The 16821-nt window shown below is 52.6% G+C and carries 16 protein-coding genes and 1 other annotated feature; of the genes, 3 read left to right on the top strand and 13 right to left on the bottom strand.

The annotated features are described in order from the left end of the window. Positions 1–25 precede the first annotated feature (25 nt). The 8 genes from rpsA to BN2684_RS19685 all read right to left on the bottom strand — a co-directional run bounded on the left by rpsA (position 26) and on the right by BN2684_RS19685 (position 7525). Positions 26–1351, bottom strand: a complete 1326-nt coding sequence (rpsA, locus tag BN2684_RS19720; RefSeq protein ID WP_082652089.1) for a 30S ribosomal protein S1 — start codon at positions 1349–1351, stop codon at positions 26–28. Positions 1352–1457: 106 nt separating this feature from the next. Then, on the bottom strand, positions 1458–2048 hold the full coding sequence (locus BN2684_RS19715; RefSeq protein WP_058303813.1) for a lysophospholipid acyltransferase family protein: 591 nt from the start codon (positions 2046–2048) through the stop codon (positions 1458–1460). Positions 2049–2062: 14 nt separating this feature from the next. Beyond that, complete coding sequence (gene cmk / locus BN2684_RS19710; protein WP_058304644.1) at positions 2063–2725, bottom strand: (d)CMP kinase; 663 nt, start codon at positions 2723–2725, stop codon at positions 2063–2065. A 216-nt stretch (positions 2726–2941) separates the two neighbouring features. Further along, positions 2942–3589, bottom strand: coding sequence for a flagellar brake protein (locus tag BN2684_RS19705; protein ID WP_234340283.1), 648 nt, complete (start codon positions 3587–3589; stop codon positions 2942–2944). 117 nt (positions 3590–3706) lie between these two features. Continuing rightward, a complete protein-coding gene (gene ypeB, locus BN2684_RS19700; RefSeq protein WP_058303811.1) occupies positions 3707–5053 on the bottom strand; it encodes a germination protein YpeB in 1347 nt (448 codons plus the stop codon). 329 nt (positions 5054–5382) lie between these two features. Continuing rightward, complete coding sequence (prsW, locus tag BN2684_RS19695; RefSeq protein ID WP_058303810.1) at positions 5383–6075, bottom strand: glutamic-type intramembrane protease PrsW; 693 nt, start codon at positions 6073–6075, stop codon at positions 5383–5385. A 302-nt stretch (positions 6076–6377) separates the two neighbouring features. Then, positions 6378–6977, bottom strand: a complete 600-nt coding sequence (locus BN2684_RS19690) for a genetic competence negative regulator (RefSeq protein ID WP_058303809.1) — start codon at positions 6975–6977, stop codon at positions 6378–6380. Positions 6978–7240: 263 nt separating this feature from the next. Further along, a complete protein-coding gene (locus tag BN2684_RS19685) occupies positions 7241–7525 on the bottom strand; it encodes a hypothetical protein (RefSeq protein ID WP_058303808.1) in 285 nt (94 codons plus the stop codon). 245 nt (positions 7526–7770) lie between these two features. Here BN2684_RS19685 and BN2684_RS19680 point away from each other — a divergent pair, with 245 nt between their 5' ends. Continuing rightward, the gene (locus BN2684_RS19680) at positions 7771–8640 is read left to right on the top strand and encodes a polysaccharide deacetylase family protein (protein WP_058304643.1); all 870 of its coding nucleotides are present in this window, start codon (positions 7771–7773) and stop codon (positions 8638–8640) included. Positions 8641–8717: 77 nt separating this feature from the next. Here BN2684_RS19680 and BN2684_RS19675 read toward each other — a convergent pair whose 3' ends face one another. Continuing rightward, positions 8718–9317 (bottom strand): CPBP family intramembrane glutamic endopeptidase, encoded by a 600-nt coding sequence (locus BN2684_RS19675; protein ID WP_058303807.1) that lies wholly within the window; start codon positions 9315–9317, stop codon positions 8718–8720. 86 nt (positions 9318–9403) lie between these two features. Between BN2684_RS19675 and BN2684_RS19670 the strand changes: the two genes are divergently transcribed. Then, positions 9404–10321 carry a hypothetical protein gene (locus BN2684_RS19670; protein ID WP_148450033.1) on the top strand — a complete coding sequence of 306 codons (918 nt, stop codon included), beginning with the start codon at positions 9404–9406 and terminating at the stop codon, positions 10319–10321. Positions 10322–10571: 250 nt separating this feature from the next. Continuing rightward, positions 10572–10810: a binding site (T-box leader), on the top strand. 76 nt (positions 10811–10886) lie between these two features. Further along, positions 10887–12473: a phosphoglycerate dehydrogenase gene (serA, locus tag BN2684_RS19665; protein ID WP_058303805.1), complete on the top strand. Its 1587-nt coding sequence runs from the start codon at positions 10887–10889 to the stop codon at positions 12471–12473. A 266-nt stretch (positions 12474–12739) separates the two neighbouring features. On the opposite strand, the gene BN2684_RS19660 is transcribed toward serA, so the two are convergent. The 4 genes from BN2684_RS19660 to BN2684_RS19645 all read right to left on the bottom strand — a co-directional run bounded on the left by BN2684_RS19660 (position 12740) and on the right by BN2684_RS19645 (position 16820). Beyond that, positions 12740–14506, bottom strand: a complete 1767-nt coding sequence (locus BN2684_RS19660; protein WP_234340282.1) for an ATP-binding protein — start codon at positions 14504–14506, stop codon at positions 12740–12742. A gap of 35 nt (positions 14507–14541) precedes the next feature. Next, positions 14542–15258 carry a response regulator transcription factor gene (locus tag BN2684_RS19655; RefSeq protein ID WP_058303803.1) on the bottom strand — a complete coding sequence of 239 codons (717 nt, stop codon included), beginning with the start codon at positions 15256–15258 and terminating at the stop codon, positions 14542–14544. Between the two features lie 134 nt (positions 15259–15392). Continuing rightward, positions 15393–16169 carry a pseudouridine synthase gene (locus tag BN2684_RS19650; protein WP_058303802.1) on the bottom strand — a complete coding sequence of 259 codons (777 nt, stop codon included), beginning with the start codon at positions 16167–16169 and terminating at the stop codon, positions 15393–15395. A 117-nt stretch (positions 16170–16286) separates the two neighbouring features. Continuing rightward, positions 16287–16820 (bottom strand): spore maturation protein, encoded by a 534-nt coding sequence (locus BN2684_RS19645; RefSeq protein WP_058303801.1) that lies wholly within the window; start codon positions 16818–16820, stop codon positions 16287–16289. Between the last annotated feature and the right edge of the window lies 1 nt (position 16821).

Raw genomic sequence — 16821 nt, 5'->3', positions numbered from 1 at the left:
CCTCCGCCTGATTAGTTCAAGTCCATCATTTGAATTTGCTCAGCTTGTCGCCAAAGCGTTCGCCCAGCGTCAGGTTAAGAGCTTGGCTGTACTCCTCGGAGATCGTTTCCTTCGGTGCACGGCGTTCGCCGCGTTCCGGACGAGGCGCCGGTGCAGGAGCTTCTTCCGTTTCTTTGATGGAGAGGCTGACGCGCTTTTCATCCGGATTGATATCCAGAATCTTCACGTTCACTTGCTCGCCTTCCTTCAGCACTTCATGCGGAGTGCCAATATGGCGATGAGCGATTTGCGAAATGTGCACGAGACCTTCTACACCCGGAAGAACTTCAACGAATGCGCCGAAGCTGGCAAGACGTTTCACGGTACCGGTCACGATCGAACCGATTTCCAATTCTTCCTTGACGCGCTGCCACGGGCCCGGTTGAGCGGCCTTCAAGCTCAGGCTGATGCGTTCGTTAGCCGGATCGACCTTGAGCACTTTCACGCGCACTTGATCGCCTTCCTTAACGAGTTCAGACGGATGCTCGACATGGCTCCAAGACATTTCGGAGATGTGTACCAGTCCGTCAACTCCGCCCACATCGACGAATACGCCGAACGGGGTGAGCCGTTGAACGGTTCCTTCAATTTCTTGTCCGGGGGTGAGTCCACCCATCACATCTTGTTTCTTGGCTTCGTACTCTTCGTCAAGAACATCCTTCTGAGACAGGATAACCTTGTTCTTCTCGCGGTCAAGCTCTTTGACGCGCAGGCGAAGCTCGCGGCCCTTATAATCGCTGAAATCCTCAACGAAATGGCGTTCGACCATGGAGGCCGGAATGAAGCCGCGCAGACCTACGTCAACGACGAGTCCACCCTTGACCACGTCAACCACCTTGGCTTCGATGATTTCCTTCGAATCTTGCTTCGCTTGAAGATCGCTCCAGGCATTCTCGCTGTCGATGGCGCGTTTGGAGAGAACGAGCTTCTCCTTCTCGTCATTCAGCGAAACGACTTTGAGTTCGACTTCTTGGCCGACTTCAACCGCGTCCTGCGCGCTTCCCAGTTGAACCGAGGACAGCTCGCGGATCGGGATGACGCCGTCATACTTGTAGCCGATATCGACAAATGCTTGGTCATCGTCCACCTTGACGATTTTGCCGCGGACGACCGTTCCTTTTTTGAGCTGCGCGACGCTATAAGCGTCCCCATCCAATTCCGGGGCCGACGTTTCCGCCGTCACATTCGCTTCTTCCACCGTTTCGGGCTCCACTTGAGCTACGGTTTCTTCACCGGTGGCAGCAGGCACGATTTCCGGGTTTACTCCCGTTTCAGGTGTCGAGTTTCCTTGCACTTTGTTTTCTTCCGTCATAACCGATAACCTCCTAACGTTTAACAACCCAACAGCTACGAAATGGGTAAAATAAACATAATGTATGAGTAGTATAGATCCAAGATACCATTTCCATTCACTTCAATCAATTTTTACCCAGCTTTTCATGCGTTGTAACCATGTTTCGGATGACGGCCATGATTTTTTCAGTGGCTGCCTCCAGCTGGTCGGAACCCCCGTCCGCAAATTCCTTCAAATCAACGGGCGGTCCGTAAATGACTGTCATTTTTTGAAATGGCGCATAGCTGCCAACAATCGCTACGGGGACGACTGCCGCTTGAGAACGAAGCGCCAGCATCGCCGCCCCCTTCTTGCCGGCTCCCCCCGCATTCGAGCGGGTTCCTTCCGGAAAGATGGTGATGATCTTACCCGATTTGAGCAGATCGATGGAGTGCTTGATCGATTCCTTGCTCACTCCGCCGCGCTTCACGGGAAACGCTCCGAGTCTCTTGATGATCGGTCCGAGCAGCGGGACGCGGAACAGCTCCGCCTTTGCCATAAAGTTGACCTGGCGCTTCATCAAGATGGCCACCACCAGCGGATCATGATTGCTGATATGGTTTGCGCAGAGAATCACGGGCCCTGTCTTCGGAATATTCTCCAGGCCTTTTGCTTTCAGCCGGTATAGGGTTCTGTAGTAAGCTCCCGTCACCGCTCGGGCAAATTCATAAAACATCGACTGTTCCCCCGCTACACATAAGATCGACACAGAGACAAGACGGCGTCCACAACCTCCGCAAGCTCCATCTCCGTCGTATCGAGAAGAACCGCGTCATCGGCTTTGCGCAGTGGAGAGACCTCGCGGCTCGAATCGATCCGGTCCCGGTTCGATATCTCCGCTTCCATCTCCTCAATCGTCTGATCCGGTCTGGCCGCTTCCGCGTACCGGCGTTCTGCGCGGCGCCTTGCGCTCGCGGTCAAAAATACCTTTACTTCGGCATCGGGAAGGACTTTCGTTCCAATGTCCCGTCCGTCCATGACGACGCCTTTTCCTTCGGCCAGAGCCTTCTGCTTGTCGACAAGCAGCTCCCGAACCTGCGGATTTGACGCAATCAGCGAAACGCATTTGTTGATCTCCGCCGAGCGTATGTAATCCGTTATGTCTTCTCCGTCGACGTAGACCAACTGACCGCGATCCGAACGTGCCAGCTTGATGTCCATTTCCCGTGTTGCCCGGGCTACTTCCTCGGCATCGTCCGGGCGAAGTCCGAGCTGCAGAACCTTCCAGGTCACGGCCCGGTACATGGCTCCGGTATCGACGTAGACGAAACCTAAAGAGCTTGCCACCAGACGCGCTACCGTGCTCTTGCCTGCTCCTGCCGGCCCGTCGAGAGCAATGTTGAACCGATTCAAGATGAAAAGCCCCCAATCGGCCGCTATGACCTCATCCGTCCAGCCGGTCAAGCGCGCCGAAAACATAATGCGTGCGCCTGCAAGCTTGCGCAGGTGCTCGAGAGATGGCGTTCCCTCGACGAAAAAAGCAGGCGCTTGCCTGCCAACAACAAAAAGTATACCAAAACCAAACCCTTGCTGTAAAGCCGAGCTGCTTATCGGAAATACCTTGCGAAGTTAGTACTTGCGTGATTCAATCTGACGTTCAAAACAAAAGCGAATGATCTTCTGACGATCCTTGTCCGAGATCAATTTGTAGCGCAGCATGCAGATTTTACGCGTCTCCATCATGTTCTCGCGAATCACCTCGCCGGTGAACCGGACATGATCGATCTTGCCGCGCTGCGGAACGAGAAGCCAGCAGGAGACCTCTTGATCCGGCTCGAACACCGTGTCCTTATCGGAGTAGAAGGATACGCCTCCGCCACCGACATCATCGGTTCGGCCTACATAGAAGCGGCCGGTCGGAAGCTTGACGGAGATTTCAAGATCGGCGGCCACCCGAAGGAAGCTTCTGCGCTGCACCTTCGTGATCTCTTCTTGAGTAGGCTTGCGCAGAAGAACCAAGCGGATGCCATCCTCTGAAAAACCGGTCACTTCCGTCGTGAAATAATGCTTATAGCCGTCCGCCGTCACGAAATAGGCTGACAGCTCGTCTCCTTGGACTAGACGCTTTAACTTACCCGTCTTCTCGTTAAGAGGGATCTCGATCGCGATCTGTTCTTCCCCGATATCGGCAATTCGGGCTTTGTATTCTTGACTCGCTTCCGCTTCGTCAATGGAATTGACCTGCATGTAAAGAAGCTGATTAATGCTTGGAAGCAAACCTCTGCACCCCCCGAATGTTGAAAACTGCCAAATGTTGCTCATCTGGCAACACACGAGAAGATTATACCATGAGGTTGCTTCCGCTGAATATCGGGAAAGTTCAAGGAGGGGGAATCAGATGGCCGAACCGTCATGCAAGCTCTCTACCTTTTCCTCATAACCGGTTTCTCCATTAATGTAAACTCGATAGAGCTTGCCGTTGATTTTACCGAGGAATTCGTAGCAGCGAACCTGATCGCCAAGCTCGCCTTCGATGAGCGACTGCCGGGTCGAAAGAACGTTGAAATTCGGATTCAACTCTTTGCTCGCTTCCTTCAACGTCATTTTCGGCTTGTCGAACGTGCGATCCTTCTTCTCGAAATGATAATTGGCCGCACGCATGTCCGTCACCTGACCGTTATCCAGAGCCACGTTCAGCATGACGGATTCGGGATACACGAGCACGCCATTCTGCTCATGAGCAAAGGTAAGCGCCGCGGTGCGCTGATACTCGTCATAATTGATCAATTTCATGTCGGCAAAGCCGTGCTCATTCAGAAAATCCTTTGCCGCTTCTTGAGCCCCTTTGGCATCAAGGACTTTGTTGCCGATGGAGCGCGGCCTCATGAACTGCAGCAGATGTCCGCCCTTTTTGGAATAATCGAGGGTCAGCTCCTCATTATTACCGCCAACGGGGTAAGCAACGGTATAGGAGTTGAATTCCGTTCCCGGTCCGTTCTCCGTGACTTTCAGCGCGGAGCCGTCCGACAGCCCGAGGAACTGCTGCGCTTTCTTACGAATCTCCATCGCACTCAGTTCCTTGCCAGGCAGCTTGTTTAAATCTTGACGGGTGCTCGTCTGCATGGCGGACGGTCCGAAATCAAGCTCACCGTATCCCTCCGCCTTCTTGTTGAGCGTTTTGAAGCCGTCGATGATGACATTGTCCTGATTTTCCTTCTGGCTGGCCAGAGCGGCCTCCACATCCATCCACCGCAAATTGCTGGAGAGGATCTTGGTTTGCACCTGGCTCAATTCCTTATCGATATCCTTCGTGCACTCATAGAGCGAGGCTAACGTTTTCTTCTCCGCGGCGGTTAACGGCTTCGCCTCAAGATCGCGGATGGAGGTCTGATAGGAGAATTTGGACAACCGATGCAGCAGCTCCTGGGTTTTGTCAAAAGGAAGCATGGTGAGCGGCAATTGGGTGATGTTGGTCTTCGCTTGATTGGTAATTCGCCAAACGTTGATCATCTGCCTGCGGTAATAGGCTTGCTTGGTCGGATTGACGGCGACCATCCCTCCCAGCTCATCTTGTAATTGCCCCAGGTTATGAGACAAGTCATGGAAGGACCGCTGATATTGGTTCTCCGCTTTGATCAGAATCGTGTTCTTCTCCGTGTTCACCTGATACCCCCACACGCCAAGTCCGATGGCGACCAGAACCGCTATGGGCATCACTACCGCGCTGATGGATTTATACATGGTAACTGCTCCTTCCCTGCTGAATTATTCCTCTCGCATAGGTTTCTTCGCGTGAAGCCGCTTTATTCAATTCAACCCAAAATCTGAAGGAGCCTTTTTGAGCAAAAAAAAGAGCCCGCCTTCCGGCAAGCTCCTTCATTCAACCTCTTCTACGTCGAGGTCTCGGTCATTATCGCACAGACAGCGCCTGAACCCCGTATCGATTCGCCCCTTGGAGCGAACGCCTTTCAGAACAAAATTCTCTCCGCATTTGCGGCAACGGATCCGTACCTTTACCCGTGAAGACATGGTATACCCTCCCAGGAGATCTATACCGTACAGTATGGCTTCTACACCGGAAGTTTATACTCGTCATCCAGGGTCACACGCAAGGGAGATGCGGAATTCGCGTTTTTGATCTTCCAGAGAGATCGGCCCCACAAGAACAGCATGAACGGCCCGATCAGCCACACCCAGCGAGAATCGTAATCGATCAGAATGTAATCGAACATCCCGTGGTACAGAACAGGGAGCAGGAACGAAAGAGCGAGCGTTTTCTTCGCGGTTGCAGGCTCGAACTTCGCTTTGCCCAAGTAATAGCCCATGAACACGGCGAACAACGCATGGCCCGATACCGGCAGGAGCGCTCTCATCATGATCTGGGAGAAGGTAGAGTAATTCACCAGCGCGTAGATGATATTCTCAACAGTGGCGTATCCAAGCGAGACCGCAGCCGCATAAACGATTCCGTCATAGGGCTCGTCAAAGGCAACATGCTTATAAATAATCACATAGAGAATGAGCCACTTGACTGCCTCCTCCATGCCAGACGAGTAGACGAACGAAAACAGGAAATGATTTTCTCCGAAGCCCAATACGAAGGAGCGCTGCAGCACCATCAAAGGAAATACGGCCAGCGCGCCGCACAGAAACATTCGAAGAACCAGGTTCACCGGCTCGGGATCATATCGGTCCTTGAGGTACAGGTAGGCCAGAAGAGCACAGCCGGGAGCCGCCGCCGCGGCGATTATGGAAAGTACCATTCACTCAACCTCATCCATTAAAATACTTCCATTATACCGTGTAATCCTCCTCGGTGCTATTCTTTTCCCTTGGTATTTGGTTGGAACCGGTCCGAAATGTCGGAAATGACGGCCTTTTCCAGGCAAAATCGGACGCTTGCTCGGCTTACATGTCCCCTACGGTTACTTTTCGCCCGAATGGCCGTTTCGACGTTCGTGTCTCTCTCCAGCAGAAACCCGCAAGGGCTATCCCACAACCAAAAAAGCCTCCAGTTTCCGCCGGTTCGGCAGGCTGGAGACTCTTCAGTTCGGTTCGGCGGCTTTCAGCTAAAATGAGTGCAAAGCACGTGGACGGCATCCTCTACAATGACCGTCTTTCCATATTCCTCAAGAACGGCTTGCGTGACGGAGGTCGCTTCCCCATATTCGGATAGGATCGCAATAAGGGCTTGGTATTTGGGCTCATTCTCATCCATATCGGGGGTGTCGAACAACAAAACCCAACGATCTTTATAGGAGTATAAGGTTCCGCCCGCTTCCGTTTGGGGCTGGATCACCTTGGCCATTCGGATCAAATCCTCGAGGTCGCGAAAGGCATATACAATCACATCGCTATGCTCGAGCGTCACTTCCATCTCGTAGCCATCTTCGTCATCAAACCGATCTTCATCCCGTTCGACGTTCTTGCTGCGTGTGACGATGACGACCATTCCCTGAGCAGGAAGAGCAAACACCTCGACGGCTAGAGGACCGCTTGCATCAAATCCCAGCTCGGAATACGCCTGCTCCATCATTTCGCTGAAGAGCTCATGAACCTTAGGCACTTCTCGCCACATATCGTCCTTTTTGATTCCACGCTCCGTCAAATCGTCGAATGTAAGGAAAATCCTAATTTTATCCACACCGAGTCGTTCAATTTTCATACAGGATCCTCCTTTTCCTTCAAGCTTTGGGGGATGGCCAAACGAACGTTGTTTCTTACAGATTATGAAATCCTGCTGTTTTTGTGATCATCTGCGCAAGCTTTCTATCTGATTACTCCTATTATATCATGCCACCTTCCGGTTTGGAAAACGGACTGGCCTCCATGAAGCCGAAATCGGGAACCTTGTAAAAAATTTATTCCACCCTGAACGGAAAAATAACACAATTCCCCGTGCGGAATTGTGTTATTTCACGCGAAAGCTTACTGTAGTTCCGCCGTTTTTTCCCCGTTCTGCTTAAGAATTTCGCTCACCTGTGCTTTCACCTTGGGATCTTGGTTCAGGATCTCATTCACTTGTCCGAGTCCAGCCCCTTGACTGTCCGATACGGCGGCATGACCAAATTTTATTTGGCCGACCGCCTTGCCCAAACCGGTGCCTATACCTGCGATGCCGGGAATGAGCTGCGATACCCGGCCTCCTCGCATAAAATACCGAGCCGTGAGCGCGCCGACAACCGTTCCGACAACAAATCCGCTCAAGCGCATGTTCCATCCTCCTCTTGTAGGGTAAGTACTACACAGCTAGCATTTACCGGAAGGAATGACCTATGCGAGTGAAATAAAGGAAACCCATGCGCGACAACATGACGATCCAAGCAGGGCTGGTTTCCCGCTCGAAGCCGCCCATAAAGTGGCTTGGAACTAAGGGACGGTTAAATCCGTCTATGTGGTATAATGACAACGACTTTGTATTTTTCCTACTCATCCTTCAAATTTTAAAGGTGATGATCATGAAAAAACCATGGGCGGTCTTAAGTGCCGCCGCCGCACTCTCGCTTGTCCTTTCCGCATGCGGCGCCAAATCCGCAGCTCCGGGACAACCGTCAGCAACCGTTTCGCCTTCGTCGGCTACAGCGACGGCTGAGGCAACCCTGCCTCCCGCCACTCCTTCGCCTACGATCGTTCCGTCTCCAACGCCTAGCCCTAGCCCTTCACCCGAAGTGACGGCCGATTACCGGGTGAACCAAAATTACGATGTCGTCCCGATCAAGGAAGACGGGGATAAGAAGGTGATCCTGCTCACCTTCGATGACGGTCCGAAGGCGGAGGAAACCCTGCTCCCGATTCTTGATACCCTCGATAAGCATAAAGCGAAGGCGATCTTCTTCGTCAACGGGTATCGAATCAAGGAAAAGCCCGAACTGCTCAAATTGATTCATGAACGCGGCCAAATCATCGGCAATCATTCGTACGATCATATCCATCTTAGCGAAGAAAGCAACAACTCCATTGATTATCAGATCGACACCGTCCAGAAACAGGTCGAAGAGCTGACCGGCAGCGCTCCCGTCTTCATGCGTCCTCCCAACGGGCTGTCCAACGAATACTTGCGGGAGAAGCTGAAGAAAGAAGGCATCCTTCGCATGAACTGGTCGAACGGATCGTTGGACTGGACCATGAAATTCAGTACGCCCAACAAGCCCGAGAAGGTCATCCAGAATGTCATGGACCAGCTTCATTCCGGCTCCAACATCCTGATGCACGAGCTTGCCTGGACCGGAGAAGCCTTAGATAGCCTTCTGACTCAGCTTGAACAGAAGGGCTACTCCTTCCTCGATCCGAACCGGATTGAGACGCTGAAGCCGGAAGCCGCTAAATAAGCGAGTTCATTACGAAAAAGGAACCAAGCCGCCGACCCGAGAGCAGCGGCTTGGTTCCTTTTCTACGCAGATAGATCTTATTCATCAGAATCCTTAGCATGATACCGGATGAGGCAGCCCATGATGAAATCGATCAGGAAATGAGCGATGACCGGCGTCCAGAGCGTTCCCGTATGCACATAGACCCATCCGAGTCCGTAGCTGATCGAGAACACGAGTCCGGTCATGAGCCAATGCTGCAAATAGCGGACATGGATAGCTGCGAACAAAATGCTCGTCCAATACGGGCCAAGCCAATGCTGAATCGCGCCGCGAAACAGGATTTCCTCGCAAAAGGCGACGATGAGGCAGATCAAAGCGATGTGCCAAAGCGGCCGCTTTGCAAAAAGCATTTCATTGATTCCACCGTCATCGGAAATGTCCTCATTAACGAAACGCGATACGACCATGTCAGCAATGACCACAGCGACCGCCAAGCCAACACCCCAGAGAACCATCGTCGGCAGCTTCAGAGGAAAGAGTGTCCAGATGAAATTTCTTTGCACACTTGTGAGCAGAAAGCCGACTAAAAAAGTTAAAAGTTGGGTGATGTACAGGTTGAGAAGAAGCAGCCGATCGTCCAAGTCATCGATCGACACATATTTGAATTTTATATTACGAAAATCCCATTTTTTCATAGGTACCCTTCCAGCTATGTCGAAAGATGTATTCCATTTTCCCTCCCATTCCCCTATACTGGAAGAAAAAACAGTAGGTGTTTCCCTTGAAAAAGCAATGGTCCCGAACAGAGTATGCTTTCGTCATGTCTTTCATCTTTATGTTGGTTTGCGTTGCGGTTGCGTTCTTTTATGGCTTTCTTACCGGAACCGATAAGGTGGAAGCGAAGTACAAGACGCTGCTCGCTGAGAAAAACGACCCCCTCAATCAGGCGGGGGCTTACGACCAGACCAGCCTCGCCTCTTACTATCATCTCGCTTACTTGCCCTACGAGGACTTCCGAGCCGTTTGGTTTGACAACCTGAACGCTCTGGAATCGGCTTCCAGCGGCAAGGAATCCTCCTCTCTCCTCGAACAGATCCGGAAGCAGGCCAAAAGCTCCTTCGATCGCATTGGCGAGGGAACGATGCCGGAGCATTCACCCTTGCTTAATGACGCCCATACCCATCTGCTCAAGAGCTTAAAGCTATTCTCACAAGAAATCGCGAAGTATGAGACAGATGCCCGTAGCACGGACGGATCCAAACTGGTTGTGCAGATGAACAAGGATGCGGGCCTTACCGAAGCTAAGCGTTTTGCCATGCAGGCACAGGAAGAATATTTCGCTGCGATCCTGCAATGGAATATGAACGCCGTCCCCGGCATGAAACATTCCGAGCTGCTCAAAGAAAAGAGCATTTCCCTTAAGAATTGGAGCTTGTTGTCCCTCAACCAGAAGAACATGTATTTGGCCAAGGCGCTAGCAGCGGCTCCGCTCTTCACCAATTATGCTCCACAAGATCTCACGGCGCAAATCGATATGCTGATCACCGAAGGCCACACGGACAAAATGAAGCTGACCAACGTCCAAGATGCTATCGATCTGCTGAGTGCAACCGGAGCGGTGCGCGATGATGATTTTTCGCGATTGAAAGCGAAGCGTTACCCGAATGAAACGCTGCCTCTCATCCCTTTCTTTTCATAAAGAAGGTCGTGCGCAAGGTTCAGCGATAAAAGAAAGAATATCAAATCGGCTGGCAAATGAAAAGCCGCATGAAGAAGCTCCTTTTCCAGGAGCTTCTTTTCTATTTACGAACATTATCTTTATTAACGATTTTAACGTTCGGTTTCTGGGCGAAAAGGAGCTTGTTTCACCCTGATTAAGGAATTTTTAAGTGAAATCGCCTATTGACACTTCCGCTTCGACGTGATAAAGTATGAAAAAAACGATGAACGAAAGAACGATGACGGAAGGAAGCGTTTGGACCCTCTCAGAGAGCCGGTGGTCGGTGCAAACCGGTGAGGAGAAGAGCGTGGAGCAATCCCGAGTTGTGGCGCTGAACCCAAGTAGGCGCTGCCGGTAGTGGACACCGTTACCCGTCCGGGTCTGATTCTTCAGACCGTGAGGTCTTTCTGCGCGAGTGGAAACGACAAACCAAGGGTGGCACCGCGAAGTTAAGCTCTCGTCCCTTCACATGGATGATCCGTGTGAGGACGGGAGCTTTTTTGGCATGATCCGCTTTTTATCATGATGAGGAGGGTAACCGAAAATGTTTAAAGTATTGGTTTCAGATCCGATCAGCGACATGGGGATTCAGCAGCTTCACGATGCAGAGGACGTGCAGGTCGATAAGAAAACGGGACTTAAGGAAGATGAACTCGTTGCCATCATCGGCGATTATGACGCTTTGCTCGTCCGCAGCCAAACGAAGGTGACGGAGAAGATCATGGCTGCGGCTCCCCGCCTCAAGGTTATAGGCCGTGCCGGCGTAGGCGTTGACAATATCAACCTCGAAGCCGCCACCCAGAAGGGCATCGTCGTTGTCAATGCTCCCGACGGCAATACCATCGCGACGGCTGAGCTCTCCTTCGCCATGATGATGGCGACGGCGCGCATGATTCCTCAGGCCTACAAGAAGACGATCGGCGGAGAATGGGACCGCAAGACCTTCGTTGGCGTAGAGCTTCGCGGCAAGACCCTTGGCGTCATCGGCATGGGACGCATCGGCAGCGAAGTAGCCAAACGGGCCAAAGTCTTCGGTATGAAGGTACTTGGGTACGACCCGTTCCTGACTGAAGAACGGGCTGAGAAGCTGGGCGTCATCGCAGCGACGGTCCAAGATATCGTCGAGCAGTCCGACTTCATCACGGTTCATACCCCGCTCACCAACGACACTCGCAACATTCTGGATCAGCCGCAATTCGCAAAGATGAAGAAAGGCGTTCGCATCATCAACTGCGCACGCGGCGGGATCATCAACGAAGAAGCGCTTGTTGCCGCCGTGGAGGAAGGCATTGTGGCAGGAGCTGCCTTCGACGTATACACGCAAGAGCCGCTTCCCGAAGGTCATCCCTTCACCAAGCATCCGAACATCATCGTCACCCCTCACCTTGGCGCTTCAACGGTAGAAGCACAGGAGAATGTCGCCATCGATGTATCGGAAGAGGTTCTGAACATCCTTCGCGATCAACCGTACAAAAACGCCGTCAATATGCCGCCTGTACCGGCTGTCGTGCTGAATAAACTTCAGCCTTACTTCAAGCTCGGTGAGAAGCTCGGCTTGTTCGTGGCTCGCATGGCGGAAGCTCCGGTATCGGATATCGTGGTCAGCTATTCCGGAGAACTGATGGATCTCGATACGAATCCCCTCACCCGTTACGTGGTGAAAGGTGTCCTCTCGGCGCATCTCGGCAATGAAGTCAACCTGGTCAACGCCACGCATCTTGCGAAATCCCGCGGGGTGAATGTCCTTGTCCAGAAGACCGCCACGGCCGAAAATTACAAAAATCTCGTCACGGTAACGTTGAAGACCAAGGCGGGCGATCTCACGTTGGCCGGGACCTTGCTCGCAGGCTTCGGAGAACGCATCGTCAAGGTCAATGAGTTCCCGGTGGATATCGCTCCGGAAGGAACGCTGCTGCTCGTCTCCCATACCGACAAACCGGGAATTATCGGCAAGGTAGGGACGCTGCTTGGCATCAACAACGTCAACATTGCCTCCATGCAAGTTGGCCGCAAGGATGTGGGAGGCCCCGCGATCATGGTGCTGACCATCGACAAGCATGCGGACAATCAAGCCCTTGAGCAATTAGAAAAGCTGGACGAAATCGATAGAGTCAAAGAATTAACGCTTTAAATCGATAAAGATGTTCCACGAAAAACAAGATTCTATCTCCTCTTCTGTCAAAAAAGCTGTTCGTTCGCTAAGCGTTTGGACTAAGCGTGCTTGTAGACCCATGAACCGTTCGAATAGCAGGTGAGAGTCACCTGAAGATTAGCCATATGTGGCTAAAGTCAAGAGAACCCACTCGACTAATTCGACCGAAGGTCGGATTTGCGAACACGCTCTAGGAACAGGGAAACGGGACCCACATGGGGTCCCGTTTCCTATTATCCTGCTCCTTAATGGAGCGGCACGAGTAAAGTAAAGGTTGTGCCGGTACCGAGCTTGCTCTTCACCTCGATCGAGCCTCTGTGCAGCTCGGCGATGTTCTTCGCAATGGCAAGACCGAGTCCGGTTCCGCCGGAGCTGCCCCGCTTTCTCGCTTTATCCGCCTTGTAGAAGCGTTCAAACACATAGGGCAGATCATCCGCCGGGATTCCCTCCCCTTCATCCTGCACTTCCATGGTCACGGCCGGCTCCCCCTTCCATATCGCCGGGTAAGAGCGCAGAGTGATCGCGGCCCCTGCTGGCGTATGGCGGATCGCGTTATCCAGCAGATTGGTCAAGATCTGCTCAAGCCGGTCTTCATCCGCTTGAATCGATACCTCCGCATTCGGCACATATTCCAGCCTAAGCTCAATTTCCTTGTCCCTGCACATCGCGGCGAATTTCTTCTGCATCCGGGTAATGAGCTGATGAACCTCCGTCTCCCGAAAATGCATGGTCATGTGACCGGTCTCCAGCCGTGACAGATCCAACAGATCGTGCACGAGGCGGCCCATCCGCAACGATTCGTCATAAATGATCTGGGCCAGTTCCTTGCGCTCCTCTGGAGAGCCTGCGATATCATCGATGAGTGCCTCGCTATAGCCTTGCAGCATCGACAAAGGCGTTCGCAGCTCGTGAGACACATTGGCCACGAAGTCGGTCTTCATCTTTTCCGCGCGGTATTCATCGGTGACGTCGCGAAGCACGGCAACCGCGCCGCGCACCGTACCGTCGGAATAGAGCGGAGTCATCGCGGCATACCATACCCCCTTCTCTACATGAAGGCGGGTGGCAATCTCCCTCGTTTCCGAAGTCACCGATTGGAAGAGCGGTTGCAACGGATCGGGAATGACATTCTTTTCCTGCGGAACCTCGCCGTTCTCCCCATCGTAGGTACGGAAGCGGGACCAATCGGCAAGAACCTTTTCGCCGCCCGGATTGAGGAAGATGATCCTGCCCTCGAGATCAAACGAAATGACCGCATCGGCCATGCTCCTTAGCACGCTTGCCAGATTGTCTTTTTCTAGATGAAGGTCACGTATGGTGTGATCAAGCTGATCCGCCATCAGGTTGAAGGTTGTACCCAACTCCCCAATTTCATCTCGGGAGTGGATCACCACCTTGCGATTGTAATTTCCCGTACGGATATTTTCGGCGGCTTTTTTCAACTCCAACAGAGGTCGATTAATTTGTGTGATCAAGAAAAAGGCGAAGCAGGTTGTAAGCGTGAAGCCGAGGATGCAGGCATACACGAAGAGATTCTTGACGTAGTACTGAAGGTTCTCAATGCTTTTTTTCGATTGAAAAAGAACGAGGCTGTGCGTCAGCGTCTCTCCGTCCTTCACAAGGGCCGGAACCGTTACGAGCAAATAGCTGGAGTCCGATTTTCCCGGCAGAGCGTACGTCGCTTTAAGCCGATCGCCGCTGCGAATGGCATTCAGCTCCTTGGGATTGAAGACTTCATCAGCCGGTATCACCGTACCGTCAAAAGAAAATCGGTTCTCTTGCGACGGGCTCTGAAGGTCCAGAACGACCATGCCCGCGTCTTCCGCAGCCAGGATTTCATTGGCCGACTTAACGAATGCGGAATCTCCCGAATGCTGCCGATAGCTGCTTGCCAGCTTCTCGGCTGTGTTCAGTAAAGAGCCTGACTGATCAGGAAAGCTCGTGTCGATGTAACGAAAAAGAAGCAAGCCCAAGATGATCAGCACCACAGCCACCATTGTGATGATCGTCATCCAGAGCTTGCCTACGACGCTCCTGAATAGGAACATTATTTGGGTACCTCGAGCTTGTATCCGACTCCCCAGACGGTTGTGATCATGGCGGCTGCATCCGGAGAAACCTTGTTCAGCTTTTCGCGCAGTCTCTTGACATGGGTATCCACCGTTCGAAGATCACCAAAAAATTCATAATTCCAGACATCTTTCAGAAGCTCTTCCCGGGAAAACACCTTGTCCGGAGAAACGGCAAGGTAATGCAGCAGCTCGTATTCCTTGGGAGTCAGAGCAATTTCATGTCCCCCCGCCGTCACGCGATGAGCGTCATGCTCGATGAGCAGATGGGGGAATACAATGTTATTGCTCGAGTTAGCCCCCTTGGAGAGATAAGCCGTCGCCGAGGAGCGGCGCAGAATCGCCTTCACGCGATAGATCACCTCGCGCGGGCTGAAGGGCTTGACCACATAATCATCCGTTCCGGCTTCAAAGCCCTGCACCCGATTGGATTCTTCCCCTTTGGCTGTCAAGATGATGACCGGCGTCGCCTTCACCTGCCGCAGACGGGCGCATACTTCCAGACCGTCGATTCCCGGCAGCATCAGATCGAGCAGGATGAGGTCGTAATCGTGATCGATCGCTTTCTGCAGAGCCGACTCTCCGTCCTCGGCTTCATCGACGGCATAGCCTTCTTTCTCAAGGTACATGCGAAGGAGCCGGCGGATCCGTTCCTCATCATCCACGACCAATATGCTTTCCATGTTATCTGCCATAAAAAAGCTCCTCCTAAAACTTCCCGATGAAATGTATATCCAGGCCGTTAAACAGGAGACGTGACCGACATCGCCGCTCGCTGTCACGGAATATTCAAATCATTCCCTCATTATAGCGAATTTTGGCGATTTCGTTAATTCTTTTTTTGAACGGATTGTGACTCGTCTGCTGCAGCTGCCGGACTTTCCGCTTCCAGCGCTGCTTTGCGCAGCTCCTCAACTTCTTGCGGGGTCAGGTGGCGGAACTTACCGCGAGCCAAGGTTCCCAGATGAAGTGGGCCAAATTGAACCCGTTTCAGCCGGATGACCGGATAATGAACCGCCTCGAACATCCGCCGGACCTGCCGGTTGCGTCCTTCAAAGATCGTGATGGAGATGACGGTCTCCTTCTTCTCTGGATTAACGTCATGATAATCGACGATGGCGGGCGCCGTCATCCCGTCCTCCAGCTTGATTCCTTTGGCCAGCTTTTCCAAGACACTGCCGTGCGGCGTGCCCTCGACCGTTGCCCGATAGGTCCGAGGCACATGATGACGGGGATGGGTCATCAGGTAAGCGAACTCGCCGTCATTGGTCAGGATGAGCAGCCCCTCTGTGTCATAATCAAGCCGCCCGACCGGATAGACGCGTTCCTTGATCCCGGGAAGATAGTCGCTCACAACCTTTCGTCCCTTGGTATCCTTAGCGCTCGTAATAACACCCTTCGGTTTGTGCAGAAGCAAGTAAAGCGTTTGCTCATTTTTGATCGGCTTGCCGTCAACCAGGATGACATCCGCCTTCGGATCCACTTTAACCCCAAGCTCCTTGACTACCGTTCCATTCACTTGAACCCGGCCGGAGCTGATAATTTCTTCGCATTTTCGCCGTGAAGCGATGCCAGCCTGAGCCAGCACCTTTTGCAAACGTTCCATTTGTCGGTTCACCTCATTCGTAATCATACCCAGTTAGGACCAAAATCACAAGCAAAACAGGGCTTCCCTAAGGAAACCCTGACGATCGGATGGAAAAAAGTCGGTTTCACGCAGATTTTAGCCGAACACCAGGTAACAGACCGCTACAGAAGCGATGAAGCCGACCGCATCGCTGATGAGTCCCACCTTAAGAGCATAGCCGGCCTTGCGGATGCCAACCGCTCCGAAGTAAACCGTGATCACATAGAGAGTCGTGTCCGTGCTGCCCTGAACAGTGGAAGCGATTCGGCCAATGAGAGAATCCGGACCGAAATGCTTCATCAGATCGGTGGTAAACGCAAGCGATCCCGCTCCTGTGATCGGCCGCAGAATGGCGAGAGGCAATACTTCTCCCGGTATACCCGCCCAGTTCAGGATCGGCTTCAGGGCATTCACGAATAGATCCATCGCTCCTGACATGCGGAATACGTTGATGGCCACCATCATGCCGACCAAGGAAGGAATAATGGATACCGCGGTCTGAAAGCCGTCCTTGGCTCCATCCACAAACGATTCATAGACCGGAACCTTGCGGTATGCAGAATATAGGGGGATGAAGACCAGCAGGACAGGAATCGCCCAAGCGGAGATGGCGGATACGACGGCGAACATG

Source organism: Gorillibacterium timonense, from assembly GCF_001457415.1.
Classification (GTDB): Bacteria; Bacillota; Bacilli; order Paenibacillales; family NBRC-103111; genus Gorillibacterium; species Gorillibacterium timonense.
Note: the sequence above shows the minus strand (reverse complement) of the source record. Positions and strands in the feature narration are given on the sequence as shown.